Origin of the sequence: Acinetobacter sp. ANC5681, from assembly GCF_023488045.1 — a bacterium.
GTDB lineage: Bacteria > Pseudomonadota > Gammaproteobacteria > Pseudomonadales > Moraxellaceae > Acinetobacter.
On sequence record NZ_JAMFKZ010000006.1, the window covers coordinates 92,446 to 118,265 of the forward strand.

Below are 25,820 nucleotides of genomic sequence, written 5' to 3' on the forward strand. Positions count from 1 at the left end.
CGTGATGCAAACTGTTTGGTCTATTTCCAGTCGTGGCATTGCAATCTCTGCACTCGCGCTGTCTTTGGCTGCCTGCCAAAGTATGCGCGGGCCAGAGCCTGTTGTGAGCACAAATACTCCTGAAAGCTACGCGTCTTATGGTAATGCTTCTGGAAAATCAATTGCTGAACAAGGTTATAAAGACTTTTTTGCTGACCAACGTTTATTACAGGTCATTGATTTGGCTCTTGCTAATAACCGCGATTTACGTACTGCTGCATTGAATATCCAAAAAGCTCAACAGCAATATCAAATCTCAGAAAACAATCAATTGCCAACAATCGGAGCAAGTGGTAGTGCGGTTCGCCAAGTCAGCCCTTCTCGTGATCCGAATAATCCTTATTCAACTTATCAAGTTGGTTTAGGTCTCACCTCTTATGAGCTTGATTTCTGGGGGCGCGTACGCAGCTTAAAAGATGCTGCATTAGACAGTTATCTAGCAACTCAAAGTTCACGTGATGCAACGCAAATCAGTTTAATCAGCCAAGTCACTCAAGCTTGGTTGAATTATTCATTTGCCAGTGCACAACTCAAACTTGCAGAGCAAACCCTCAAAGCGCAACAAGATTCATTTAGTCTGAATAAGAAACGTTTCGATGTAGGGATTGATAGTGAAATTCCTGTGCGTCAGGCGCAAATTTCAGTTGAAACTGCACGTAATGACGTTGCTAACTACAAAACCCAAATTGCTCAAGCGCAGAACTTGTTAAACTTGCTTGTTGGTCAGCCTGTTCCTCAGAACCTGCTGCCTCAACAACAAGTAACTCGCATTACCCAGCAAAATGCGTTAAGTGCAGGCTTACCAAGTGATTTGTTAAATAACCGTCCAGACGTGAAAGCTGCCGAATATCAACTGAGTGCTGCTGGTGCAAATATTGGTGCAGCAAAAGCACAATTATTCCCAACCATTAGTTTGACTGGTTCGGCAGGTTATGCATCAACTGACTTGAGTGATTTATTCAAGTCTGGAAATGCGTTATGGTCTATTGGACCAAGTATTAACATGCCAATCTTCGATTGGGGTACACGCAAAGCGAATGTGAAGATTTCTGAAACGGATCAAAAAATTGCACTTGCTAACTATGAAAAGTCAGTACAGTCGGCTTTCCGTGAAGTGAATGATGCGCTTGCAACGCGTGCCAATATTGGTGATCGTTTAACAGCTCAACGTCGTTTAGTTGAAGCAACAAATACGACTTATAAACTTTCTAATGCTCGCTTCCGTGCAGGTATTGATAGTTACTTAACTGTATTAGATGCGCAACGTTCAGCATATTCGGCTGAGCAAGGTTTATTGTTGTTACAACAAGCGAACTTAAATAGCCAAGTGGAACTCTATAAAACGCTTGGTGGTGGTTTAAAGGCCAATACAAGTGAAACTGTAAATCCACAACCGTCTAGCGCACAAATTCACGCCGCTCAATAATTTTGATTATTTTCGGTTTAAAAGCTCACTTCGGTGAGCTTTTTTATTGCAACACATGCAAATTTTTCTTATCTTCAAAGATAGAATATCCATGATTTAGACAAATACTATGTTATTAAGCAGTTTAGAATCTATGCCTGGGCACACTATTTTACGTCAGTTAGATGTTGTTTATGGCAGTACTGTTCGTAGTAAACACGTTGGTCGTGACCTAATGGCTGGTTTGAAAAACATCGTGGGTGGTGAACTGACAGGTTATACAGAATTACTTGAAGAATCTCGTCAAGAAGCAACTCAACGTATGATTGATAAAGCGCGAAGTTTGGGTGCGAATGCTGTTGTTGGAATCCGCTTCTCGACTTCAAATATCGCTCAAGGTGCATCTGAACTCTTTGTCTATGGAACAGCTGTCGTAGTCCAGCCGATCACACCAAAACTTCCTGATCCATTTAGTGCTTAGGTATGTCTATGAGTGGATTAATTTTTCAGGTTATTCTTTTCTTGATTCTGTTTTCAGTCGGATGGGGATTTGGTCGTCATATCGAACAAAAACATTTACGTGAATTAGATGAAAAAGAAAAACAATTTGCCCATATTCGAATTGATACCAATCGATTTATTGAAACATCAGCAAAGGGGCAATTGGTGAGTAGCAATGTCGTCATCTCACATGATTACTTTAAATACGTACTTGCCAATATTCAAAACTTTTTCGGCGGTCGCCTGACCAGTTATGAAAGTGTGGTTGAACGTGCACGTCGTGAAGCCATGCTCCGCCTCAAGCAAGAAGCAGATCGAATAGGCGCAAACCATATTATGGGGGTTCGTCTCAGCACCACAGAATTAGGTATGCAAGGTGGTATGGTTGAAGTATTTGCTTATGGTACGGCTATTTTAAATGAGTAAAAGGGAGCAAAAACTCCTTTTACTTCACTTTGGTTTTACGAATCATTTTATACAACAGGCTTGGCGACAAACGGGACACCAATACACCCAATTGTTCTTTTTTCCCACCAACAACAATATATTCATCTCCCGCCATCAAAGATTCAACGACACGTTCTGCAAATACATCCGCTTCTAAACCATTTTCAATCGCTTCATCTTGATGCCCTTGTGGTTTGCCCTCACCATTTAAAGCATTAAATGAAACATTGGTTTTAACAAAACCAGGAAAAACCACTGAAACTGCTATTCCCTCTTTGGCGACTTCCGCACGTAAGCTATTGGCCCACATGTGAATTGCAGCCTTAGCCGCAGAGTAAGTCGCGCGATATTGGGTTCCTAAAAGACCCGCCACACTCGAAATAAATACCACCCGACCTGATTTTTGTTTGCGCAAAGTGGGTAATACGGTTTTGGTAAAGAACACTTGGGAGAAATAATCCACTTCCATGATGGCACGTTCAGTGTGCATACTCGTTTCTTCAATCAACGCACGCTGACTCAAGCCTGCATTATTAATCAGCCAATCAATACGTCCTTTGGTTGCGAGAACTCGTTCATGTGCATGGCGGACTTGAGCTTCATCGGTAATATCAGCAGCGATTGAAAGATGCTGTTCAGGCTTAAGTAAACCCACTCGAACCGATTCCAACTCATCATAACGACGTGAAGTCAGTACAACTTGAGCACCTTGTAAAGCGCACTCTCGTGCCAAAGCTTTACCTAAGCCCGAAGATGCACCTGTAATCCATACGACTTTATTTTCAAGACTTTTAAGTTTCGCCATGTCATATATCTCCTTTATTTATGCAGGGTGACGCATAAATTTAAGAAAGTGATCTACATAAGTTGCCGCAGCTTGTTGATCAAGTTGAGTACCTAATTTTTCTAAACGCTTATACCCTAAATGTGTCGTCATATTAATGACGCCATTTAAGGTTTTATCGACTACAAAATTAAATTTTAGGCTCTTTTTCGGCTCACGAATTAAATGAGTGACACCTACATCAATCACTTCTGTGAGCAACTTCAGTGAATTGGCAATTTCCCGACTTTCCCCTTCAGCTAATTTTTGACTCGAAGCTTTAACCTGTTGAGTCAACTGTTGCTCAATCGGATAAGTCATATATACCGAATCATCTTCAACTCGAATTGTTTTAGATAAATGTTCAATCAATGGAACTAGACGATCATTCCCAAAGAATGACACTGACCATGGCATATATTTTCGGATTGCTTCTAAAATCTGCTGAATCACTTTTTCAGATTCACCTGTGAGTGAGTGATGTTGATTGTCTTGCAATAGCACCATAAAAACTTGTTCTATCACTTCACATGCAATTTCAGATAAAACTGCCCCCAAAGCATTTGCTTGGCTTTCTTTACTCCCCTGTAAGAGCTGCGTACGGATATGAGCAAATCGCGCGTATGTATCGGCATGAATATTTAAAAAAACGGCAGTGTTCATTCTAATCACCCTATTCTAGATTCCATAAAATAAGGGCTTATTCAATAAACCCTTATTCATCCTTAGATTCTGTTTTTCTTTCATTTTTGGCTTTTCAAATGCTGAATTTACCACATTCTATTCACGATCAACATGCATAAATGCCAAAAATGGTTGACCGTGTGTTGCTTCATTAATTTTTAATAGAATTGAATAACTCATCGTAACCGTCCTTTTTTAAGTTTTAATATTTTTATATCGTTGTTTTATGCTTAAACATTTTTAATTGCGTGATGTAACACACATAAATCTAACTTTTTCAAGAAAAAAACCAACTGTTTTCATCGACTTTTTTTGATGAAAATATTCATCATTTTTTTGCTACAATAGATCTAATTTTTTATTCAATTTTAATCTTCTGTACTATGACTGACGCTCAATCTGCTCAAAATATTGCAACTACTTACGATCCAACTGAGATCGAAAAGAAATGGTATCAAATCTGGGAACAACAGGGTTACTTCAAACCATCAGGTCAAGGTGAATCATTCTGTATCATGATTCCACCACCAAACGTCACGGGCAGCTTGCACATGGGGCATGGCTTTAACAATGCCATTATGGATGCCTTGACTCGCTACAACCGTATGTCTGGTAAAAATACCTTATGGCAACCGGGTACTGACCATGCAGGTATTGCAACACAAATGGTGGTAGAACGTCAGCTTGGCGCACAAAACATCAGCCGTCATGACTTAGGTCGTGAAAAGTTCATTGAAAAGATTTGGGAATGGAAAGAACAATCTGGTGGTACGATTACTCGTCAAATTCGCCGTTTAGGCTCTTCTGTTGACTGGTCACGTGAACGCTTCACCATGGATGAAGGTTTATCCAATGCAGTCAAAGAAGTGTTCGTTAAACTGCACGAAGATGGCTTGATCTATCGCGGTAAACGCCTCGTAAACTGGGATCCGAAACTGCAAACTGCCCTTTCTGATCTTGAAGTTGAGTCAGACAAAGAAGAAGCAGGTTCATTGTGGCACTTCAAATACTTCTTTGAAGACAAATCGCTTCGTACACACGATGGTAAAGATCACATTGTTGTAGCAACCACACGTCCTGAAACCTTGTTAGGTGATACTGCCGTTGCTGTTGCACTTGATGATGAGCGTTATACACACCTTGTGGGTCAGAATATCATTCTGCCAATTACAGGTCGTGCAGTTCCAATCGTTAAAGATGAATATGTAGATAAAGAATTCGGTACAGGCTGTGTAAAAATTACGCCTGCACATGACTTCAATGACTATGAAGTCGGTAAGCGTTGTGAATTGCCGATTATCAACATCTTTAACAAAAATGCGGAAGTATTGGCTGAGTTTGAATACATCGCAAAAGCTGGTGAGCAAATTTCTAAAACCATCGCTGCACCAGCAGACTACGTTGGTTTAGAGCGTTTTGCTGCACGTAAAAAATTGGTTGAACAAGCTGAAGCTGAAGGCTGGTTAGACCAAATTCAACCGTATACCTTGAAGCCACCACGTGGTGACCGTTCAGGTGTGATTGTTGAGCCATTATTGACCGACCAATGGTATGTGAAAATTGCACCTCTTGCAGAACCTGCAATTGAAGCGGTGAAAGATGGTCGCATCAAGTTTGTTCCTGAACAATACAGCAACATGTACATGGCATGGATGAACAACATTCAAGACTGGTGTATTTCACGTCAGCTTTGGTGGGGTCATCGTATTCCCGCTTGGTACGATGCTGAAGGTAATGTATTCGTTGGTCGTGACGAAGCAGAAGTTCGTGCCAATAACAACATCCCTGCTGATGTTGCATTGAGTCAAGATGAAGATGTATTGGATACATGGTTCTCTTCTGCGCTTTGGACATTCTCAACTTTAGGTTGGACTGGTGACAAAGCAAAAGATGCTGAAAACTATTTCCTCAATACCTTCCACCCGACAGATGTGTTGGTGACTGGTTTTGACATTATCTTCTTCTGGGTTGCGCGCATGATCATGATGACCATGCACTTCATGAAAAATGAAGATGGTACGTCTCAAGTTCCGTTCAAAACTGTCTATGTACATGGTTTAGTTCGTGATGGCGAAGGTCAGAAGATGTCTAAGTCGAAAGGTAACGTACTTGACCCGCTCGACTTGATTGATGGTGTAGATCTTGAAACTTTAGTACAAAAACGTACGACGGGTTTAATGAACCCGAAACAAGCAGCCAAGATTGAAAAATCAACCCGTAAAGAATTCCCAGAAGGTATTCAGGCTTACGGTACAGACGCCGTTCGTTTCACATTCTGTGCGCTTGCCAACACAGGTCGTGACATCAAATTCGATATGAAGCGTGTTGAAGGTTACCGTAACTTCTGTAACAAGATCTGGAACGCTACCCGTTTCGTATTGATGAATGTAGAAGGTCAAACCGTTGGTCAAACTGCTCGCCCTGATCTTTGGGAATTGCCTGAACAGTGGATCATCAGCCGTTTGCAAAAAGCGGAAGCTGCGGTTCAACAAGCCTTTGCAACTTATCGTTTAGACTTGGCTGCACAAGCGATTTATGACTTCATTTGGAATGAATACTGCGACTGGTATGTAGAACTCACCAAGCCAGTATTGAACGATGCTGAAGTGTCGGAAGAACGCAAAGCTGAAGTTCGTCGTGTGTTATTGGCTGTGATGGAAGCGTCTTTACGTTTAGCTCACCCAATTATGCCGTACTTAACTGAAGAAATTTGGCAAACCCTTGCACCAATGCTCGGTATTGAAGGCAAAACCATTATGACTGCGGCATATCCTGTGCCTGTTCAAGAGAAAATCAATGAGCAAGCTGAAGCGGACATGCAGTGGTTACAAGGTTTGATTGGTGCGGTGCGTAACATCCGTGGTGAAATGGGCTTAGGTAATGCACGTTTATTACCAGTGTTGCTTCAAAACACAACGGAAGCGGAAAAAGCACAGATTACACGTATCGAAGCGTTGTTTAAAGCTCTAGCAAAAGTAGAAAACATTACGTTCTTGGCTGATGCTGAGCAACCTCCATTGTCGTCTTCATCTGTCGTGGGTCATGTGTCTGTATTTGTTCCAATGAAAGGTTTAATTGACCCGAAAGCGGAACTTGGTCGCCTACAAAAAGACTTAGACAAAGTTCAAAAACAGCATGATCAAATTGCAACTAAACTTGCAAATGAAGGGTTTGTGGCAAAAGCACCTGCTGCTGTGGTTGAAGGCGAGAAAGTGAAACTTGCTGAGTTTGCCGACCAGTTAGCGAAAATTAAGCAAAGTATGGAGCAGATTGCTGCTCTGTAACACTTTAATTTGATTAACATTTAAGTTAAAATCCCTTTCAAATCTGAGGGGGATTTTATGCCAATCATATATCAATTAGAACAAAACAAAAATATTCTTAAATTTATAGACAATGATTTTGAATTACAAACTACTAATATATTCACTTTTTTAGTTGGTAAAAACTCTGTTGGTAAAAGTCGGCTTTTAAGAAGTCTTATCATTCATGCATTAGAAGAAGATAAATTTGATAAAGTTTTAGCTCTTTCTAACACTCAATACCATAAATTCCCTTCCTACCGTGATCTTCCGAATAAAGAGCAGATATCAAACAATAAATATACCAGACTAGCTTTTGAAGCTAGAACACCTATTTACTCTGGTGGCTATGATTACAGAAAAAAAATAAATAATTTTTCAAAAAAAAATTATCATTATCTTTTTAATTTTTTTGAAGAAAATAATATTAAATTTCATAAGAACCTAAACACGAACCTTAACTTCACTCAATCCTTTGAATCATTTTTAACTCAATTCTCTTTTAAAGAAAAACCATACTATAATCTATTGACAATTTTAGACTTCTTAAAATTAGATCACTATGTAAAATGTACAATTTTACCAATTAATAGCTTTAAAATAGAAGATTTAAATATTAAAATTAATAATCATTTTACTAATTCTAGAAACATTTCAAGTGAAGAGTATGAAATATTTAGATGTTTAAAAGATAGCTTATATGATTTGAAAAGCTTAAGAAGCTTTGACTTACTTCACTTATCTTCATACGAGCTTAAAAGTATATCTTTCTTAATAGAATCAGGACTCGTTAGGATATATAAAATATCCTTTTCTAAAGATAAAAAAACATTTAATTATACAGATTTAAGCTCTGGAGAGCTTGCTGTTTTAAGTTTAGTTTTAGGATTGACAGCTACAATCACTGATAATTCATTAGTATGCATAGATGAACCAGAAATAAATTTACACCCACAATGGCAAGAAAAAATTATTGAACTTATTGAGTTAGTATCTGAAAACTATTATGGATGTCATTTTTTTATTGCAACTCACTCTCCACAACTCATATCAGGAATTTCAGAAAAAAATAGCTTTATTCTTGATTTAACTAATAATACATTAAAAACCATTGAAAGTTTCAAAAATAGATCATCTGATTTTCAACTATCAGAGGTTTTTAACTTCCCTGGAAAAAATAATGAATATTTAATTAGAAAACTTATTCTTCTATTGAATAAACTAAACAATGAAGAAGACTTTATACTAGACACCGAATCAAACAATTTTCTTAAACATATAAATCAGTTATTAAAAGAAGAAAAAATAGACCAAGAGGATAAAGTTAGGATTCTTTTCAATCTTGTAAATAGTTATCGAGGTTAAAATGGAAATTTTTCAGATTCCTACTGAGCTACAAGATTTTATTAATAGATATGATAAGAAAAGCTATCAACTTTGGAATGATGAGAAGAATAAAGATGTTAATAATTTTCGTAGATTAATTAGGAACCATTATGTCTCTGATCAGAAATTTACTTGTTTTTACTGTAAACAATATATTTTTTCTACCAATGGACTACATTGGCAAGTTGAACATATTCTACCTAAATCTATATTTCCCCAATTCCTTTTTGAACCTAGAAATTTAATTATTATTTGCCCTGATTGTAATCATGAGAAAGGTGACCAAAACCCCCATACCGAAGGAAGGAGGGCTTGTAATCGTCCAAATTACCCAAGTACTACTAGTAGATTTAAAATTATTCACCCTTTATTTGATAAGTATGAAGAACATATTGAACGTGTACCTGCGAATCATTGTGAATATCCTGATCATTATTTTCTCAAAGCCCACACACCGAAAGGAAAAGCAACTGCCAAAATGTGTGATTTAAATCGTTTTTATCAAGAATTTGCGGGTTACAAAGATATGAAAGGTAAACAAGTTTCGAGCTTAGATAATTTTATAGAAAAAGATTTAAATGATCTTACAAAAGAACAAAAAATAGAATTGGTTCAGAGAATTATGGCATCCATGTAAATTTTTGGCGTCTTATATAGAAATGTTAAGTGACATATAATATTTATATTTCTGCTCAATAGAGTATGAGTTATCTTCTTTTTTAGAAAAAAATACTTAAAAAAAATCAAAGCACCCCATGCCCTAACAACATCTCTACCCCACTCACCTTTTTCATATGCTTTAAACGCTCTTTTTCCCACTTCAACTGCTGCTTTAACTCAGCACAATCGGCATTTATGGATTTATACACATCGCAAATATGCAAATGCTCGGCTTTTACTTTTTTCGCCAACTGAAAAGAATCTAAAATCTCACTAATTTGGCTTTCAAGCTGCTGACTTTGCGCATCCAAAGCCAGTTTATAAAACTTCACTTGCTCCGCTGATAACTCTTTAGCTCCAACATCTTTGTTCTGCTCAAGCTGTAATTGAAGTTTCAATAAATAAAATAAATCCTGCTGTTCATAAGCCTGACTCACCTGTTGAAATAACTCAGTTTTTTCTTCCTTCTTGGTCTCGTCTTGCTCACGGTCAGGATGAATCATCGCAGCGATCTTTAAATATACTGTTTTGAGTGACTGTGCTGCCATCTGCTCAGCTTGTTCACGTTTTTGTTGTTGTCTAATTTGTTTGGCCTGCTCACGTGCTTGTTGCTGCTCAGCAGCATATTGTTCAAAGTCACCTTCTTCTAATTCTATATTTTGATCAAATTTTTCATTAAGTTCGAACTTAACTGACTGTACTTTTTTATTCTTTTTCGATGATTGCTGTGTATGTTGCTGATAAAAGGTTTCGATCTGCTTGACCAGTGTTAACTGTTCATCATTCAACATCTTGGAACGTTTTAACATGTGCGCAAGTTGGGCAATTTTTTCATCCAGTTGCTCTAGATTAGCTTTGGAAAACTCATGGCTGTGTAACATATTCCAAAGTTGCTCTAACTGCTGAAATAATATTTCATGGAGTTCGCTATACACGGGCAAAAGTTTTTGCCGTGTATGTTGCTGAATTTCAGCTTGGGCATTTTGCCATGTGGCAAGGCTAATTTTTTGCTGTTCAATTTTATCAATCAGGCGATTCAGCTTTTTCTGCTGCGCAGACGGCTCAGCCCTTTGTTGTAAACTAACTTTGAGATCAAAGGACATGCTCATTCACCTAAAAATTTTAAAAACCCTAGCAATTATCAAATATTAAAAGCAGTGCTTTGCCAAAGCTATTTACATGAACTTTGAATCCACTATAGCAATCAAGAAATCACTCGATTACGTCCTTGCTGCTTCGCCATATACAAATTTTTATCTGCACGACGAATCGCATCATTCATATCAGTATCATCTAACAGGACTACACTTACACCAATACTTAAACTGATGGCGTGATTTACAATAATTTGTTCTTGCTCAATCGTAGATCGGATTTTCTCTGCCAATATCGCAGCTCCATCCAATGAAGTAGCAGGCAACAAGGCAATAAACTCTTCGCCACCTAAGCGTGCAACGAAATCAGTAATCCGTAAAGCAGCTGGAAGAATTTCTGCAACACGCTGCAATACCTGATCACCTGTTTCATGTCCAAAGGTATCATTCACCTTTTTAAAGAAATCGATATCCATTAATAGCACTGCATAAGTCTGTTGTGTACGCGACATTTGACTAAATAGATAGGACAAATAATCATTAAAAGCACGGCGATTATGTAAGCCCGTAAGCGCATCATAACGCGCAATATGAGCTAACTCGACATTGGCAACTTGTAGTTCGTGCGTACGTTCTGCAACTTTTTGCTCAAGTGTGGCATTGGCATCTTGAAGTTGATGTTTCTGAGTAAGCAAGGTATCGGTCATGCTTTGCAACGACTGAGATAAGCCCCGAATCTCACGAATACTGGTCTGTGCTTCAAATTGAATATCTTCTTGCCCTTTTTCCACGGCATGCGCTGAATCTGCTAATAATTCAATCGGACGGCTGAACTTATTCGCCAATTTATAAGTAAGTAGCAATAGCAATAATGACAAAATAAAGCCCAGAGCTAATATTTTATGTTGCAGTGATTTCACTTCTGCTAAAGCAATCGAAATAGGCTGACGAATAATCACGTGCCAACCTAAATTGCTCTTAGTTTGCGAAAGTACAGGGACATCTGTAGTTAAATACTGTTGTTTTTCATTCCAATTATGCAAAAAATGATGTCCACGATTTGCCTGAAATGCAGGAGGCTGAACTTGTCCAATGCTTTTAAAGGGATATAGAATTTCACCATGCTGATTGACAATAAATACCTCAACACCTCGTTGTGCAGCATTTTCCGATAATGAACTACTTAATACATGACTCGCCCAACTCCAATCTGCATGTGCAGCCAAAACGCCTTTAATTTTCTGTGTCGATGGATCATAAATTGGCGTAGCGAAATCAATAAAACGTAATGGTTCATTAGGATTAATCGCTTTAATTTTCTTGGCCAGTAAAACAGCTTTATGTACATCGCCTAGATAAACTTGATTTACACCATGAATAAACCACGGGCGTTCTGAAACATCTGCCCCTTCTAGTAAATGATTAGCTGCAACGACCACTTGCCCCTGAGTATTGGCGATTCCTAACCAAGCATAATATTTATAAGACTTTTTAACTTGCTCAAGTTGTTGCTGTACTCGCGGGTTATGAAAGTCTGCCTCAGCAAAAAATGGAGATTGACTTAATAACACCATTTCTCGCTCACGTTCTGTAAGCGAGTTTGCCAAGGTATTGCTGATACTTTTCGCTGCAATATATAAGGTTTGACCGCTGGTTTGACTCATTTGCGCCGAAGCAGTCTTACCAATATATAAAGTAATACATAGTCCAAACATAAAAGACATCCCTGCGAACAGGACCAGTAGTCGATTACGAAAGGAATCTATGCGAAATATATTCATTTGCATCCTAATAGCAAATCACTTTTTAAACTCAGCAATATATCAAAGATCTTTTATGAATTATTAAGTCAAAGTAACGAATGTACTTGGAAAAATACTAAATCCGATGAAAATAGACTCAAGTTCTATTACTCAAGCTTAAGCTGTAATTTTCGGTTGCAATAACGCATTCATATTTAAGAATTTAATTCTCAAAGTATAATAAATGGTGCTATTTTTAAAAAAATGCACCACTTTTCACCAAAATTACAATTTACTTTCTAAATTGGTGCGTTTTTTGCTTTATATTTTTTATCAAATTGAGTTGTTCAACGACAGCTTAAGTTTTTAGATTTACTAAATCTATTTTGGTGCAAAAAACGAATCAAATGTTTGCATCTAAATTAAATTTAGCACTTTTTTTGAGCACCACTATGCAAAACGTAGATCTATTTTTCTTACTGCTCGGTGCAGTACTCGTATTGGCAATGCATGCAGGTTTTGCATTTCTTGAGCTTGGTACAGTCCGCCACAAAAACCAAGTCAATGCGCTCAGTAAAATTCTGACCGATTTTGCGATTTCAGCAATCGCTTATTTCTTTGTCGGTTACTGGATTGCATACGGACAAAACTTTTTCCATGCAGGAAGCACTTTAGCGGCTGACCATGGGTATAACCTAATGCGTTGCTTTTTCTTACTCACCTTCGCAGCAGCGATTCCAGCAATTATTTCTGGCGGCATCGCAGAACGCGCCAAAATGCGTTCACAAGCAATCGCCACTTTAATTCTGATTGCTTTAATCTATCCTTTCTTCGAAGGCATGATTTGGAATGGTAACTACGGCTTTCAAAAATGGTTAGAAAGCTCTTTTGGTGCGAGCTTTCATGACTTTGCAGGTTCAGTTGTCGTACATGCAATGGGTGGTTGGATTGCATTAGCCGCAGTGATTTTACTTGGCGCGCGTCATGGTCGTTATAAGCATGATGGTCGTGTGAGTGCACATCCACCTTCATCGATTCCATTCCTTGCTTTAGGCTCTTGGATTTTAATTGTTGGTTGGTTTGGCTTTAATGTCATGAGCGCACAACGCGTTGATGCTATTTCAGGATTAGTTGCGATTAACTCTCTTATGGCAATGGTTGGTGGTACATTGTCAGCAAACTTCATGGGTAAAGATGACCCTGGTTTCTTACATAATGGCCCTCTCGCAGGTTTGGTCGCAATCTGTGCAGGCTCCGATATTGTGCACCCAATTGGTGCACTTGTAATTGGTGGTGCTGCGGGTGCTTTGTTTGTGTATTTATTCACTTATACACAAAATAAACTTAAAGTAGATGATGTTTTGGGTGTATGGCCTTTACATGGTGTATGTGGTGCATTTGGTGGGATTGCGGCAGGCATATTCGGTCTACAAGCATTAGGTGGTTTAGGAGGTGTCTCTATCATTTCTCAAATCATTGGAACAGTTTTAGGCATTGTGATTGCGCTTGCTGGTGGTTTCACCGTTTATGGCATATTGAAAGTTACGATGGGGATTCGCCTTTCTCAAGAAGATGAATATCGTGGTGCAGATCTTTCAATTCATAAAATTTCAGCAAATTCAGAAGAATCAATGTTTTAAAAAGAATTTTTTAAAGCGGCTATTCAGCCGCTTTTTTTATGAACATTTTAAGAGACAATTAAGTTTCAAATTATTAAATAACAAAACTATGATTCTGCCGAATTGCATGCTCTATGATTTTAAAAACACGTTTTTTCTTAATCGCAAGTTTCTTATTATTTGTGAGTTTTTTTATCCTCTTATTTGTGTTTCCAGTCGGCGGAGCAATAGATCTATATTTGATTCAACCATGGGTAGGAACTTTTGGCGATTTTGCTTTGAAAGGCGATTGGTATCTTGCAAAGCTCAATCATACTTATGTCAAAAAAGTTTTAACTATTGTCTATGTAAGCTTTTTCTTGCTGTGGATCGCTTCTTTTAAAATAGAAAAATTCAAAGCGAAACGTTGGCAGTATGGCTATATGTTTTGGGTCAGTATGTTATGTACATGCATTATTGGTCTAATGAAAGCACAAGCTGCTCATGCTTGCCCATGGGATATGACCAATAAGACTGTCACAGGTTTTATTTGGGATTTTTCAGCAACCGCTGGACATTGTTTTCCAGGTGGTCATGCAAGTACAGGTTTTGCCTTAGTTACAGGCTATTTTCTTTATCGCCTCGATCAGCGTAAAAGAGCTTGGTTTTATTTATTTGCAGGTGTATTACTTGGCTTCGCAATGGGCTGGGCACAAATGATGCGTGGTGCACATTTCCTCAGTCATAATTTATGGACAGCTTGGATTTGCTTTGCTATCAATGTTGTGATTTATATGATCACGTATAAACGTCATTTAGCTCATGCAGCGGCTAATTCTGTAACGCAAATGAGTCCTGATATGATAAAGTGATGCCCTACTCGCATGGCTTCATGCATGATCATGATATTCACTTAGGTACTGTTTGCTGCTGATGGATGACTTTCAAAATTTCTTAGAAACTACTTTAACTAAGCAACAATCTTCCATTCAAGCCTACGATCTAGGTTCTCAAAAAGTATGGTTAAAGAAAGCATCTGAACGTCACGGTTTATGGCTTTACACCCCATTGAAGTGGTTAGCAAAAATATTTAATTTAGGTGCAATTACTCCTGTTCCTAATCAAGGCGGTTCTACTGCAATTCAATGTGAATACAATCGGATTCAAACACTCAAATCTTTAGGTGTTTCTACATCGAATGTCCTTGCAGTTTCAAAAAAAGGAATTTTGCTTGAAGACATCGGATCACAACATCAAAGTAGCGTCTCACAACTAGATCAAGCATTGGCTTGTCAAAAAGATATTGATTCAAAATCATTATTATTTAGCCAATCAATTCAAGCCATTCAGTATATTCATTCTAAACAAGGCTATTTAAGCGAAGCATTCGCTCGCAACATTCTCGTCGATGAAAATAACCGATTTAGTTTTATTGATTTTGAAACTGACCCGCATGAAGTCCTGAGTCTACATGATTGTTTTGTTCGTGACTGGTTGCTATTTATTTTTTCTACAGCCTATCATTTCGAATTTGAACAATTATCCGATGCTAGTCAAATTCTTTATCAAGCCCTCCTTGCTGAACCGCAAGTTTATAGTGATGTATGCAAAGTTGGGAAACGCTTAAAATGGGTTCTGAACTTTAATATTAGCAAAGTTGGTAATGATGGCAAACGTATTCAGAAATGTGTTTTATTTTTACGTTACTTAAAAGAGCATTCCGAAACAATTACTTAACTCATTTGATAATTCAATCAATCAAATCATCGATAGCTAAACTTAGAGCTTTTTAGGTAAGCGAACCAAAACCGATAAACCACCTAAATCAAGGCTTCGAGACAAAACTAGGCTTCCACCTAGTCGCTGCGTAGCTTTATCGACAATTGAAAGTCCAAGACCACTGCCCACCTCTAAATGATGATGCACTCGATAAAAACGTTTTAGAACTTTATCGTATTGTTCAGCATCAATACCAACACCGCTATCTTCAATTTGAATACAAGCAAAATCGTCACTGTCACTGTAAACCGAAATGTTAATAATACCTTGATCTGGCGTGTACTTAATCGCGTTATCAATCAGATTAAAAATAATTGAATGAACAGTTGATTCAAGACTTTGCATTTCAATCAAATCGTTACGTTCAAAACCTAAGTCAATTTCTTTTTGCATTGCAAGATTAACAAGCTGTTCAACACAATTGAGTGCGACATCATTCAAACGAAAGTGAGTATTTGGTTCGATTAAACTTAATCCAACATCTTGTTTTGCTAAAGCTAAAAGCTGCGTCACCAAATGCTGAATACGTGCCAAGCCTTTACTCAAATTTTGCAATGCTTCATGTTCAGGAAATTGACTAATCAGAATCTTGGTCTGTAAATTGAGTGCAGTGACGGGTGTTCGTAATTCATGTGCAGCATCTGCTATAAACTGCTTTTGTTCGGTTTGAGCATGTTGAATTCGTTCAAATAAATGATTCATCTCCTCAATAGTTGGGATCAACTCTTGAGGATAATCATTGCCATCAATAGGTGCTAAACCATCTGAATCACGTTGCCTTAATTCTGTTTTGAAATCGTCGAGAGGTTTTAAACTCAAACGAATGATAAAAGCTAAAACCAAAATCGCAAAAGGCAATAAAATAATATAGGGAACAAACATACTCCCTGCCAATTCCCAAGCAAATGATTGGCGAACATCTTCCTGCTGACTAACTTGTATTTGATAGTCTTTTAAAGGAATGACATAGACACGCCATTTGCCTTGTGGCGTGTCTTGGCTATAAAAGCCCGCTTGTTTTACAGGGGGAATGAGTAAGTGTGTTTGATGCCATAAATGACTTTGATCTTTATAAGCCCAAATATCAACCAATAAATCTTCTTCGTGATATGTGCGATGCAATTCAACTTTACTCACAACAGTTGTTAATGGCTGAGCAGTCGAACGCTCAGCCATATATTGCATTTGTGTATCAAGAATCTCATCAACTTCATGTAAAGCTGTTTTATAAGCTGTAAAAATTAATAAACATCCAAGCAGCAAACTAAAGACCGAGGTTCCCCAAATCAGTCTTTTTTTCAGTGAGTATTGCTTAGATATTTTCATAAATATTTATGATTGTCCTAGTCGGTAACCCAAACCACGGATGGTTCGAATAAAATCTTTCCCTAGTTTTGCACGTAAGTGATGTACATAAACCTCTATGGTATTACTGGTCACCTCACTATCAAAATCATAAAGCTTATCTTCAAGATTTGCTTTGGAGAAGATTTTATTTGGATGGCTTACAAGCGGAATTAAAATTGCCCATTCACGGTTTGATAACTCAATCTGCTGTCCTTTGAAGGTCGCCAAATGCTGCTCGACATCAAGAACCAAATCACCATTTTTCAATAACTGCGATTGATTTTTAAGTTGTGCTGTTTCTGCATGACCTCGACGTAATAGTGCATTAATTCGTGCCAATAACTCATCGAACTCATAAGGTTTAATTAGGTAATCATCCGCACCTTGATTCAATCCATCGACACGGTTTTGCAGTTGATCTCTGGCTGAAATGATTAATACTGGAAGTGCACTACGCTGACGGATTTGTCTCAATACCTGCATACCATCCATCATAGGCAAACCCAAATCAAGCAAAACCAAATCAAAATTATGCTTTGCTAATAAGGATAGCCCATCTACGCCATTATTGACCCACTCTACCTCGAATTGATGGTAGCGCAACAGAGTCAATGTTGACTCTGCAATCATAAAATCATCTTCGATCATCAAGATTTTGGTCATGACTTTATCTCACCTTATGGGTTAGAACATGTCGCTAACATGTCATTTTTAGGGTCAATCACCTTAGTTTTGACATCAAGTAAACTTAACATCGTTGGAAACAAATTGTCTTGACTCAATTCACTCTTATTTTGCTTCGCTAAACATTTCATTTGTTCTGGAGCTTGTTTTTTCCAAAGATCAGAGAACCACATAAACATTGGAACATGGGTTTGCTGGGTCGGGGCAATTGCATAGGGTGCTCCATGTAAATACATGCCACTTTCACCTGTTGATTCACCGTGATCCGATAAATACCACAAACCTGCTTCGTGCTGTGTTTGACCTTTTAACGTTTCAATCAATGAGTCCAAAACATAATCCGTATAAAGCAAGGTATTATCATAACTATTCACAAGTGCATCACGCGAGCAACCCTGAATCGCATTGGTATCGCATGTTGGTTTAAAAACTCTAAATTCTGCTGGAATACGTTTGTAATAGGCTGGACCATGACTACCCATTTGATGTAGTACCACTAAGCGTGGGCGCGTATCATCTTTAGGAATTGTTGCAAGATAAGCTTTCAGGCTATCAATTAAAATATCATCAAAACACTCTTCATCTTTACACCATTTCTTTTGAATTGGCTCTGGAATCTTAAATTGTTCAACTCGATCACAAGTTCCCTTACAACCAGAATTATTATCAATCCATGTCACTTGATAACCTGCACGTTTTGCAATATCGAGTAGACCTTCACGATGGCTTGCAAGTCGTTCATCATATTCTTTACGTGGCATACCTGAGAACATGCATGGTACGGAAACAGCTGTCGCTGTACCACAAGAACTCACTTGAGCAAAATTAATTAAATCCTGTTTCGCAAGCTTCGGATTGGTATTCTTAGCGTAACCATTCAAAGAAAAGTTTTCTGCACGTGCCGTCTCACCCACCACTAAAACCATCAATTTAGGTAAAGCAGCAACATTCGCTTTCTGCATTGAAGCATCTTCACCATAAGTCACTAACGGTAAATTTTCTTTAGGTGCTTTCTTCTTATAATATGAAGCAAATGAAGCAATCATATTTTGCGGTGAGATCATTCCCTTTAAATCACGGTGTTCACGGAATATCGCTGCAAAATCAACGTAAAAAACAAACAATAATCCACCAACCAAAGCCAATGAAACAATTGAAGCAATCACTTTTTTTACAATTTGACGCAGCATTGGTTCAGGCTTTAACTTCACCATTAAAATAGCAATGATGGGAAGTACTATCATTCCTAATGTCCATACAACTAAATGCCAAGACCATGTATCACGTGCTTCAGCAACATCAGTTTGCATTAAATTTTGCACTTGGTCTGATGTAATTAAAACACCAAGCGTATTCACAGCATATGAAGCAAAGCCACCAATAAAAACTAAAACAATCGCTATTGGTTTTGCTGTCCATTTCCAGTTAAAAAGCTGAAAAATAAAATGATAAGCTGCAACAACGACTATAACGGATGCTGCGACAAACATTCCCGCTTTTATCCCAGTATAGGGCGTAAGCGATTGGATTTTTTCATAAAAAGCTAAGTTAAGAAAAATACCTAACCATATTGCAAGCAATAGATTAAATGCAAACAAGGATATCGATTTGGTCTTGAGTTTCTGTAGGAACATGATCTTCACAGTCTGAAAATAGATTTCTTAACTTGCTTAAGATAAGAATAAAAACTTAAAAATGACTTAAACTAAATAATTGAGAGTTAACAAAACAATGGATCTATATCTAGACATCAAAGTATATTTCAAAATAATTCATTTTAAAACAATGAATTCCATTTACTTTCCATCTAAAATTTATCTTAGTTTTATTATCGAAAATCATTTTATTCAGTTAAATGATTATATTACAACATAATAAAATAGAAATAAAAAAACACCCCCTAAGTCAAACTTAGGGGGTGTTTTTAGATACAAGATATTAGAATTTAAATTCTAAACCTAATCCTGCTACAGGTTGCTTATCTTTTTTGTCCGCTTGTTCAAGCGTTAGATAACCTGCATAACCGTATGTTTTAACTTGTTTGCTAAATGCATAGTCAGCACCAGCAATCACTTGTTTGGCTTTGAAGTCTGCACTGTTGTCTTTGAAACTGGTATCGTTTTGGCTGTATTGAGCTTTCACTGTCCAGTTTTTAGACTGTGGAATGTTATATTCAGCACCAACTAACCAACCTTGTGCATCATCAATATTTTTAGCTTTTGCAGCCCATTTAGTTGCATCACCTGCATCAGCATAAGAAGTTTCTTCAACTTCTGAACTTTGATAAAGTGCTTTAAGCGCTAAACCTTCAATTGGATTTAATCGGCCAATCGCACGAACTGTATTTGCAGCAGCAAACACTGATCCGCCAGCAATTTCAGGATCAGATGCATTTAAAATACCTTTACCTAAGAACGTACTTGGGATCGCTTTGTCATAACCAAGACCCGCAACAAAAAGTGGATTTTCATAAGTTACCGAAGCTGACCAAGCATCACCTAAGCCCTGACCTTCAACTTTAGCACCACCACTGCTTTGCTTAATCCCAGTCGCCTCACCTGTTGCCAGTAAAGCATTAAATTTAAATGCACCATCAAGAACTTTGACTGCAGGTGACTCATAGATCACTACATTATCAATACGGTTTTCGCCAGTAAAAATCCCTGTTACATCTGCTTTGTTAGCAACATAGTTGTTGAAGGTATCTACAACACTTGAGAGTTGCTTGACTGGTGTGTCATGTTTACCAATTTTAACTGTACCTAACTGAGCGTCTTTCAAACCAACAAAGCGGTTACGTTGGCTCCAATCAGTGGTATCGCCATCAGCACTTAAACCCCATTCTGCAGCATATACAGCGCTTAAACGATCAGTGAGTTTTTCATCGCCTTTAATCCCAATGAACGAAATATTTGAGCTAATTTCCCAAACATCCTTATTTCCAATCGTTGCATTTTTTTCTGGTAAATAATCAACACTGGCATCAATCTCACCATAGATTGTTGGTGCTGCAAATGTTGATGTTGCGAGTAAACCAAGCACTGCTGCTGTTACAATTTTGATTTTCATTGTTTACGTCCTAGCTAAATTTGTAACAAATCCTACACATTAACTTTATATGACAAAACGATTAAAATATTATTTATTTATTCTATTTTCGACTAAAGTTTAATTTTTACACACATCAATTACATTTTATGAATTTTATAAAAAATTGTTTTTTATTAATAAATTTCAATGAATTAAATAATATTATTAAAAACACTATTCCATGAAAAATACTTATACGCAATCACGAGACTTTGAGTTAAAACAATAAACTTTGCGAATGAAGCAATATAAAAACTATCCTTTATATTTCAAAATTAAGAAATATTAAAAGAAATTTGTAATAAAAATTTGTTTTCATCTTGTATTTTCTTTCCAATAGAACATCGGGAATAGACACAAAATAGCAACCATACAAATCAAACATAAGTAACGATAATACCCAATCGCATCAGCCAAAATTCCACTTCCTAAGTAGAGTAAACCACTCATGGTAGCCATAATCGATACCTGGAAAGTAAAATCTGTACCTGCAAATGCTTTGCGACTGTACTGCATAATCAAAGTTAAGATGACCACCAATAACATTGCTGAACATGCATCTTCAAATGCATTGACGATATATAACCAAAATGGCGTAATCTGCTGATTAGTTTCATAGCCATAAGCAATGCCCGTATAAGCAACTAAACTGATGATCTTCAGGATTGAGAAAGTAATTAAGCATTGTATTCTGGAAAAATGTTTCAATAAAAGCCCTGCAACACCTGCTCCCACCAGCGCTGCCATAGCACCAAATATGGTGATAAAAACACCTATTTGGGTGTAATTTAGGCCCATATCTACCATCAAAGGTTTTAATACTGGTCCTGCCAAACCATCAGCAACTTTAAAACTCAATAAGACCATCAACCACGTTTTTAACTCTTGAGAAGATGTAAAATACGTAAGATAATTTTTAATTGATCGGCTAAATGAAATCGAAGAAGTTGTCTGCGCGCTATTTGTAAAATCATGCCTAGGCTCTCGATAAAACAAAATAGGTAGGGTATTCAAAAAGACCAACATGGCTAAAATAAGAAATGTCTTTTGCCAATTTAACCAATCTAAACACCAAAGCACTGCTCCACCACCAACAATAAATCCTAAGCGTGAACCAATCACTTGAAAAGTATTACCCCAATGCTGTTGATCCTGTTTGAGTAAATTGACAGCTAAAGCATCTGTGGCAATATCTTGTGTCGCACCAGTAAAATTCATCAAAAAAAGTAAGACAAAGAAAATAAATAAATAACTCGGTTGATCAAGTGCTTGAATAGGGAAAAATGACAAAATAACCAAAATAAAAACACTGGATAATTGCGTCGGAATAATCCAGCTACGGTAATGCCCTAAACGAGAAAGTGCAAAACGATCAACATACGTCGCCCAAAAGATTTTGATCGACCAAGGTAGCATCAGTAAACCAAAACCACCGATATGTGCTAAAGAGACACCTTGTGCCCTTAAAATTACGGGTAAGGCATGGGTCATGAAACCTACAGGTAATCCCTGTGCCCAATATAAAGAAAACAATAAAATGTAAATCTGTCGAAGATTAAGCATTTACAGTTTTCCAGAGTAACAAAAGAGAGAACTCAAGTATCCAATCCTTTCATTGATCTGGCAATAAAATCTTAGTTTTTGCCAATGCTAGACCACTCATGAGCGTTTAACATAAGTTGTAGTTGTCATCGTATTTACAGATTTATGCCACAATATTTTCCTGACTTACCTCCGTTAGTTCCGCAACGTGGAACGGCTTTCAGTCGTACTTTGTGTAGAAAACTGTTTTTAGGACAAGGTTGGACTGTGGTTGGAGAAATTCCAAACTTACCCAAAGCAGTTGCGATTATTTCTCCACACACTTCAAATATTGATGGTTGGTATGGTTTCTTGGCAATTGGAGGGCTCGGTTTAAAAATTACAGTTTTGGGAAAAGATACTTTATTTAAACCACCTTTTAAGTCAATTTTAGATTGGGCAGGACTCATTCCTGTTCACCGTGACAGCACCAATGGCCTCACTGAGCAAGTGGTTGCGACTATTCACAAATATGACAAAATTTGGGTTGGCATGGCGCCCGAGGGAACGCGGAAAAAAGCTGAAAAAATAAAAAGTGGCTTTTATCATATAGCTCATGCAGCAGGAATACCCATAGTGATGTTTGCTTTCGACTACGATCGCAAAACTATTTACAGCCTAGGAGCATTTACACCAACAGGTCACTATCAAAATGACCTTGAACAGATTATGCAGCATTATGTTGGTCATTTTTCTCCAAAGAATCCTGCTTGGCTGGCAGAACCATTACAAAAACTAGTGAAAAAGGACTAGAAAATTAGGGGTAAATCTGCTCTGATGTGCCCATCTTTTTGTCTATTTTATCTCCACTTCATATGAAAATTGCTCGACTGTCTTGCTTGGCTTTATTCAGCTTAGCTTTATTTGGTTGTGATCAAACTGTAAAAAATGCTCCTCCTACGACTTCGATTAAAGCTCGTGAACCTGTTATTGCTTTGGCTTTAGGTGGAGGTGGTGCAAAAGGTTTTGCGCATATTGGCGTCATTAAAGTTTTAGAATCTCATGGTATTAAAGCTAAGATTGTCACTGGAACAAGTGCAGGTAGCTTTGTTGGAAGTATTTATGCAAGTGGGCAAACCCCTTATCAAATGCAAAATCTCGCATTAAAACTGCAAGAATCTGATTTGCGTGATCTTACCATCAATAGCCAAGGCATTATCCTTGGGCAAAAACTGCAAAACTATGTCAATACGCAAGTTGGTAACAAACCAATTGAAAAATTTCCAATTCGCTTTGCGGCGGTTGCCACTCGTTTAGACAATGGTAAAAAAGCTGAGTTTATTAAAGGAAATGCAGGTCAAGCCGTACGAGCCTCTTGCAGTATTCCCAACGTCTTTGTTCCAGCTGTGATCGGTAATACCAAGTATGTAGATGGTGGTTTAGTCAGTCCTATTCCTGTGAAAACTGCGAAAGATATGGGTGCTGATATTGTGATTGCAGTCGATATATCTGCACGTCCAACAGGTGATAAACCATTAAGCATGTGGGGTTTATTGGATCAGACCATTAATATTATGGGGCAACAAAGTATTAATCAAGAATTGAGCCAAGCAAATGTTGTAATTCAACCGAAAGTCGGTCATTTGGGTGTACTTGATCTGAAATCGAGTAATCAAGCAATTTTAGAAGGCGAAAAATCGGCTCAAGCGAAAATTACATCAATCCAAAATGCAATTGCAACATTTAAGAAATCTCCTGCTGCATTTAAACCTGCAGCAAAAGCTAAATTCTAATCATTATCTTCAGGGGCTGCTGCTATTTTATAATAATCATCAGCCCCAATATCTAAAAAAACAATCTTTTTATATTCATAAACATAATGATCTGCTACAGTGCCAAAGTGAATGTTTTTCACCTAACTCAGTTTAATGATGCGAGCAAATCTATGGAGTTTGTAGTTGAACCTTGGCACTGGTTTATATTAGGAATTTTGCTGATCCTTTCAGAGTTGATTTTGACCGCTTTTGCTGCGTTATGGTTTGGCGTAGCCGCAATTATGGTCTGCATTTTACTATGGCTTTTCCCAATGATCGGCTTTACCACTCAAGTGATCACATGGGGAATTTTATCCATTTTATGTACGATTCTTTGGTTCAAGTTTATCAAACCACTTTCAATTGATAAAACTAAAGCAGGTCTAGCGCGTGAATCAACCATAGGGCAAGTGGGTATGGTGATTAAAACTGGACTTGATCATGGACAAATCGTCGTACGCTTTCCCATGCCCCTTTTAGGTTCTGATGAGTGGAATTGCCGTTCTACAGCTCCAGTACAAGTTGGTGATCGTGTCCGAGTAATTGATATTTTAGGTAATGATTTAGTCGTTCAACCACACAGCAACTCATAAACATAAAGAGGGTTTCCAATGTATATCGGTAATATTGTTGTCTTAGCACTTTTAGCTTTTATTGGCATAACTATTTTTAAAGGGGTGCGTATTGTTCCTCAAGGGTATAAATGGATTGTACAACGTCTAGGTAAATACCATACCACCCTAAACCCGGGTCTGAACTTTGTTATTCCTTATATCGATGAAGTGGCATATAAAATTACAACTAAAGATATTGTGTTAGATATTCCATCACAAGAAGTGATTACTCGAGACAATGCTGTTTTAGTGATGAATGCAGTCGCTTATATCAATCTAACAACTCCAGAAAAAGCCGTGTATGGAATTGAAAATTATACGTGGGCGATTCAAAATCTAGTGCAAACTTCATTACGTTCGATCGTCGGCGAAATGGATTTAGATGATGCTTTATCATCTCGTGACCACATTAAGGCGAAATTAAAAGCTGCCATTTCTGATGACATTTCAGATTGGGGCATTACCCTTAAAACAGTTGAAATTCAAGATATTCAACCATCTCACACCATGCAAGCTGCGATGGAAGCACAAGCAGCGGCTGAACGTCAACGTCGTGCAACGGTGACGAAAGCAGATGGTGAAAAACAAGCTGCGATTTTAGAGGCGGATGGTCGTTTAGAAGCTTCCCGTCGTGATGCAGAAGCTCAGGTAGTCCTTGCTGAATCTTCACAACGTGCGATTGAAATGATCACCACTGCTGTAGGCGATAAAGAAATTCCTGTTGCTTATTTATTGGGTGAGCAATATGTGAAAGCAATGCAGGATCTATCTAAATCAAACAATGCAAAAACTGTGGTACTCCCATCGGATGTACTTAATGCTATCCGTGGAATTATGGGGAAACATTAATATCATTAATCAGGCTATAGTCAGGACAGATAACAATCTGTCCTAAAATCATTACCCTATAAAATATTACTTAAATATAGGGTTGGATTACCATCCAACCCTATAGGAATATTCTTTAAGATGATATACATCATTGCATTTGTATTAAGCTTTATTTTCACTTGGCAAAACATAATTTTATCAGCATTACAAGGTAATATCGTCCACCTCCAAAATGATCGAAAGCCTAATGCTGGGGCTTCCATCATTCCAGCTATCCCATTTTTCCAAATTGTATTTTTAAGCTTTGCATGGCTGTTAAACTATTTCTTTCATCAATTTGCCATTCAAATTTTCTGTATTCTATTTATGGTCCAATTTATCTTTTGGATTATTGCTTTTAAAGGACAACACAAAGAGTTTAATGAACTTTTGAAAATCTTTAATCAAAATCAACAATAG

Annotated in this window: 23 protein-coding genes; 14 read left to right on the plus strand and 9 right to left on the minus strand. The window is 37.6% G+C overall.

What is annotated here, in order from left to right:
* Positions 1-4 precede the first annotated feature (4 nt).
* The 3 genes from adeK (at position 5) to M5121_RS05785 (ending at position 2,371) form a co-directional block, all read left to right on the plus strand.
* Complete coding sequence (gene adeK, locus M5121_RS05775) at positions 5-1,465, plus strand: multidrug efflux RND transporter AdeIJK outer membrane channel subunit AdeK (RefSeq protein WP_249570644.1); 1,461 nt, start codon at positions 5-7, stop codon at positions 1,463-1,465.
* A 109-nt stretch (positions 1,466-1,574) separates the two neighbouring features.
* Positions 1,575-1,925 (plus strand): YbjQ family protein, encoded by a 351-nt coding sequence (locus M5121_RS05780; protein ID WP_005161831.1) that lies wholly within the window; start codon positions 1,575-1,577, stop codon positions 1,923-1,925.
* An 8-nt stretch (positions 1,926-1,933) separates the two neighbouring features.
* Entirely contained in the window at positions 1,934-2,371 is a 438-nt protein-coding gene (locus tag M5121_RS05785; RefSeq protein ID WP_249570606.1) for a YbjQ family protein, read from the plus strand.
* Positions 2,372-2,390: 19 nt separating this feature from the next.
* Here M5121_RS05785 and M5121_RS05790 read toward each other — a convergent pair whose 3' ends face one another.
* Both M5121_RS05790 and M5121_RS05795 read right to left on the minus strand, forming a co-directional pair.
* Positions 2,391-3,197 (minus strand): SDR family NAD(P)-dependent oxidoreductase, encoded by an 807-nt coding sequence (locus M5121_RS05790; protein WP_249570607.1) that lies wholly within the window; start codon positions 3,195-3,197, stop codon positions 2,391-2,393.
* An 18-nt stretch (positions 3,198-3,215) separates the two neighbouring features.
* Positions 3,216-3,878 carry a hypothetical protein gene (locus M5121_RS05795; RefSeq protein WP_249570608.1) on the minus strand — a complete coding sequence of 221 codons (663 nt, stop codon included), beginning with the start codon at positions 3,876-3,878 and terminating at the stop codon, positions 3,216-3,218.
* Between the two features lie 404 nt (positions 3,879-4,282).
* On the opposite strand from M5121_RS05795, the gene M5121_RS05800 reads away from it, so the two are divergent.
* Genes M5121_RS05800 through M5121_RS05810 form a run of 3 tightly spaced genes read left to right on the plus strand, consistent with a single transcriptional unit; the run spans position 4,283 to position 9,224 of the window.
* Positions 4,283-7,183 carry a valine--tRNA ligase gene (locus tag M5121_RS05800; RefSeq protein ID WP_249570609.1) on the plus strand — a complete coding sequence of 967 codons (2,901 nt, stop codon included), beginning with the start codon at positions 4,283-4,285 and terminating at the stop codon, positions 7,181-7,183.
* Positions 7,184-7,240: 57 nt separating this feature from the next.
* Positions 7,241-8,566: an ATP-binding protein gene (locus M5121_RS05805; RefSeq protein WP_249570610.1), complete on the plus strand. Its 1,326-nt coding sequence runs from the start codon at positions 7,241-7,243 to the stop codon at positions 8,564-8,566.
* A gap of 1 nt (position 8,567) precedes the next feature.
* Positions 8,568-9,224, plus strand: coding sequence for an HNH endonuclease (locus M5121_RS05810; RefSeq protein WP_249570611.1), 657 nt, complete (start codon positions 8,568-8,570; stop codon positions 9,222-9,224).
* 106 nt (positions 9,225-9,330) lie between these two features.
* Here the strand turns inward: M5121_RS05810 and M5121_RS05815 are convergent, their stop codons facing one another.
* Together M5121_RS05815 and M5121_RS05820 are read right to left on the minus strand one after the other, a co-directional pair.
* Positions 9,331-10,350, minus strand: coding sequence for a coiled-coil domain-containing protein (locus tag M5121_RS05815; RefSeq protein ID WP_249570612.1), 1,020 nt, complete (start codon positions 10,348-10,350; stop codon positions 9,331-9,333).
* Between the two features lie 101 nt (positions 10,351-10,451).
* The gene (locus M5121_RS05820; protein ID WP_349628951.1) at positions 10,452-12,122 is read right to left on the minus strand and encodes a sensor domain-containing diguanylate cyclase; all 1,671 of its coding nucleotides are present in this window, start codon (positions 12,120-12,122) and stop codon (positions 10,452-10,454) included.
* A gap of 413 nt (positions 12,123-12,535) precedes the next feature.
* Between M5121_RS05820 and M5121_RS05825 the strand changes: the two genes are divergently transcribed.
* The 3 genes from M5121_RS05825 to M5121_RS05835 all read left to right on the plus strand — a co-directional run bounded on the left by M5121_RS05825 (position 12,536) and on the right by M5121_RS05835 (position 15,418).
* The gene (locus M5121_RS05825) at positions 12,536-13,723 is read left to right on the plus strand and encodes an ammonium transporter (protein WP_005161858.1); all 1,188 of its coding nucleotides are present in this window, start codon (positions 12,536-12,538) and stop codon (positions 13,721-13,723) included.
* A 113-nt stretch (positions 13,724-13,836) separates the two neighbouring features.
* Positions 13,837-14,553, plus strand: a complete 717-nt coding sequence (locus tag M5121_RS05830) for a phosphatase PAP2 family protein (RefSeq protein ID WP_249570614.1) — start codon at positions 13,837-13,839, stop codon at positions 14,551-14,553.
* Between the two features lie 61 nt (positions 14,554-14,614).
* Positions 14,615-15,418, plus strand: a complete 804-nt coding sequence (locus M5121_RS05835) for a BUD32 family EKC/KEOPS complex subunit (protein WP_249570615.1) — start codon at positions 14,615-14,617, stop codon at positions 15,416-15,418.
* A gap of 42 nt (positions 15,419-15,460) precedes the next feature.
* On the opposite strand, the gene M5121_RS05840 is transcribed toward M5121_RS05835, so the two are convergent.
* The 5 genes from M5121_RS05840 to M5121_RS05860 form a co-directional block, all read right to left on the minus strand.
* Positions 15,461-16,786 carry an ATP-binding protein gene (locus M5121_RS05840; protein WP_249570616.1) on the minus strand — a complete coding sequence of 442 codons (1,326 nt, stop codon included), beginning with the start codon at positions 16,784-16,786 and terminating at the stop codon, positions 15,461-15,463.
* A gap of 6 nt (positions 16,787-16,792) precedes the next feature.
* Complete coding sequence (locus M5121_RS05845; protein ID WP_004664536.1) at positions 16,793-17,470, minus strand: DNA-binding response regulator PmrA; 678 nt, start codon at positions 17,468-17,470, stop codon at positions 16,793-16,795.
* Between the two features lie 14 nt (positions 17,471-17,484).
* Entirely contained in the window at positions 17,485-19,125 is a 1,641-nt protein-coding gene (locus M5121_RS05850) for a phosphoethanolamine transferase (protein ID WP_249570617.1), read from the minus strand.
* 304 nt (positions 19,126-19,429) lie between these two features.
* On the minus strand, positions 19,430-20,560 hold the full coding sequence (locus M5121_RS05855; protein WP_004963704.1) for a porin: 1,131 nt from the start codon (positions 20,558-20,560) through the stop codon (positions 19,430-19,432).
* A 336-nt stretch (positions 20,561-20,896) separates the two neighbouring features.
* Entirely contained in the window at positions 20,897-22,144 is a 1,248-nt protein-coding gene (locus M5121_RS05860) for an MFS transporter (RefSeq protein ID WP_249570618.1), read from the minus strand.
* Between the two features lie 144 nt (positions 22,145-22,288).
* Between M5121_RS05860 and M5121_RS05865 the strand changes: the two genes are divergently transcribed.
* The 5 genes from M5121_RS05865 (at position 22,289) to M5121_RS05885 (ending at position 25,820) form a co-directional block, all read left to right on the plus strand.
* Positions 22,289-22,915: a 1-acyl-sn-glycerol-3-phosphate acyltransferase gene (locus M5121_RS05865; RefSeq protein ID WP_050041499.1), complete on the plus strand. Its 627-nt coding sequence runs from the start codon at positions 22,289-22,291 to the stop codon at positions 22,913-22,915.
* 62 nt (positions 22,916-22,977) lie between these two features.
* The gene (locus M5121_RS05870; protein WP_050041556.1) at positions 22,978-23,895 is read left to right on the plus strand and encodes a patatin-like phospholipase family protein; all 918 of its coding nucleotides are present in this window, start codon (positions 22,978-22,980) and stop codon (positions 23,893-23,895) included.
* A 152-nt stretch (positions 23,896-24,047) separates the two neighbouring features.
* Positions 24,048-24,509, plus strand: coding sequence for an NfeD family protein (locus tag M5121_RS05875; protein ID WP_249570619.1), 462 nt, complete (start codon positions 24,048-24,050; stop codon positions 24,507-24,509).
* An 18-nt stretch (positions 24,510-24,527) separates the two neighbouring features.
* Positions 24,528-25,379, plus strand: coding sequence for an SPFH domain-containing protein (locus M5121_RS05880; RefSeq protein ID WP_249570620.1), 852 nt, complete (start codon positions 24,528-24,530; stop codon positions 25,377-25,379).
* Between the two features lie 120 nt (positions 25,380-25,499).
* Positions 25,500-25,820 (plus strand): hypothetical protein, encoded by a 321-nt coding sequence (locus tag M5121_RS05885; protein WP_249570621.1) that lies wholly within the window; start codon positions 25,500-25,502, stop codon positions 25,818-25,820.

Bases quoted from the DNA above. Each gene is read 5' to 3' on its own strand.
- M5121_RS05880 (WP_249570620.1), top strand. From the start codon at position 24,528: ATGTATATCGGTAATATTGTTGTCTTAGCACTTTTAGCTTTTATTGGC.
- M5121_RS05870 (WP_050041556.1), top strand. From the start codon at position 22,978: ATGAAAATTGCTCGACTGTCTTGCTTGGCTTTATTCAGCTTAGCTTTA.
- M5121_RS05815 (WP_249570612.1), bottom strand. From the start codon at position 10,350: ATGTCCTTTGATCTCAAAGTTAGTTTACAACAAAGGGCTGAGCCGTCT.
- M5121_RS05780 (WP_005161831.1), top strand. From the start codon at position 1,575: ATGTTATTAAGCAGTTTAGAATCTATGCCTGGGCACACTATTTTACGT.
- M5121_RS05820 (WP_349628951.1), bottom strand. From the start codon at position 12,122: ATGAATATATTTCGCATAGATTCCTTTCGTAATCGACTACTGGTCCTG.
- M5121_RS05805 (WP_249570610.1), top strand. From the start codon at position 7,241: ATGCCAATCATATATCAATTAGAACAAAACAAAAATATTCTTAAATTT.
- M5121_RS05850 (WP_249570617.1), bottom strand. From the start codon at position 19,125: ATGTTCCTACAGAAACTCAAGACCAAATCGATATCCTTGTTTGCATTT.
- M5121_RS05840 (WP_249570616.1), bottom strand. From the start codon at position 16,786: ATGAAAATATCTAAGCAATACTCACTGAAAAAAAGACTGATTTGGGGA.
- M5121_RS05790 (WP_249570607.1), bottom strand. From the start codon at position 3,197: ATGGCGAAACTTAAAAGTCTTGAAAATAAAGTCGTATGGATTACAGGT.
- M5121_RS05845 (WP_004664536.1), bottom strand. From the start codon at position 17,470: ATGACCAAAATCTTGATGATCGAAGATGATTTTATGATTGCAGAGTCA.
- M5121_RS05810 (WP_249570611.1), top strand. From the start codon at position 8,568: ATGGAAATTTTTCAGATTCCTACTGAGCTACAAGATTTTATTAATAGA.
- M5121_RS05835 (WP_249570615.1), top strand. From the start codon at position 14,615: ATGGATGACTTTCAAAATTTCTTAGAAACTACTTTAACTAAGCAACAA.
- M5121_RS05795 (WP_249570608.1), bottom strand. From the start codon at position 3,878: ATGAACACTGCCGTTTTTTTAAATATTCATGCCGATACATACGCGCGA.
- M5121_RS05860 (WP_249570618.1), bottom strand. From the start codon at position 22,144: ATGCTTAATCTTCGACAGATTTACATTTTATTGTTTTCTTTATATTGG.
- M5121_RS05885 (WP_249570621.1), top strand. From the start codon at position 25,500: ATGATATACATCATTGCATTTGTATTAAGCTTTATTTTCACTTGGCAA.
- M5121_RS05875 (WP_249570619.1), top strand. From the start codon at position 24,048: ATGGAGTTTGTAGTTGAACCTTGGCACTGGTTTATATTAGGAATTTTG.
- M5121_RS05855 (WP_004963704.1), bottom strand. From the start codon at position 20,560: ATGAAAATCAAAATTGTAACAGCAGCAGTGCTTGGTTTACTCGCAACA.
- M5121_RS05830 (WP_249570614.1), top strand. From the start codon at position 13,837: ATGATTTTAAAAACACGTTTTTTCTTAATCGCAAGTTTCTTATTATTT.
- M5121_RS05865 (WP_050041499.1), top strand. From the start codon at position 22,289: ATGCCACAATATTTTCCTGACTTACCTCCGTTAGTTCCGCAACGTGGA.
- M5121_RS05825 (WP_005161858.1), top strand. From the start codon at position 12,536: ATGCAAAACGTAGATCTATTTTTCTTACTGCTCGGTGCAGTACTCGTA.
- adeK (WP_249570644.1), top strand. From the start codon at position 5: ATGCAAACTGTTTGGTCTATTTCCAGTCGTGGCATTGCAATCTCTGCA.
- M5121_RS05800 (WP_249570609.1), top strand. From the start codon at position 4,283: ATGACTGACGCTCAATCTGCTCAAAATATTGCAACTACTTACGATCCA.
- M5121_RS05785 (WP_249570606.1), top strand. From the start codon at position 1,934: ATGAGTGGATTAATTTTTCAGGTTATTCTTTTCTTGATTCTGTTTTCA.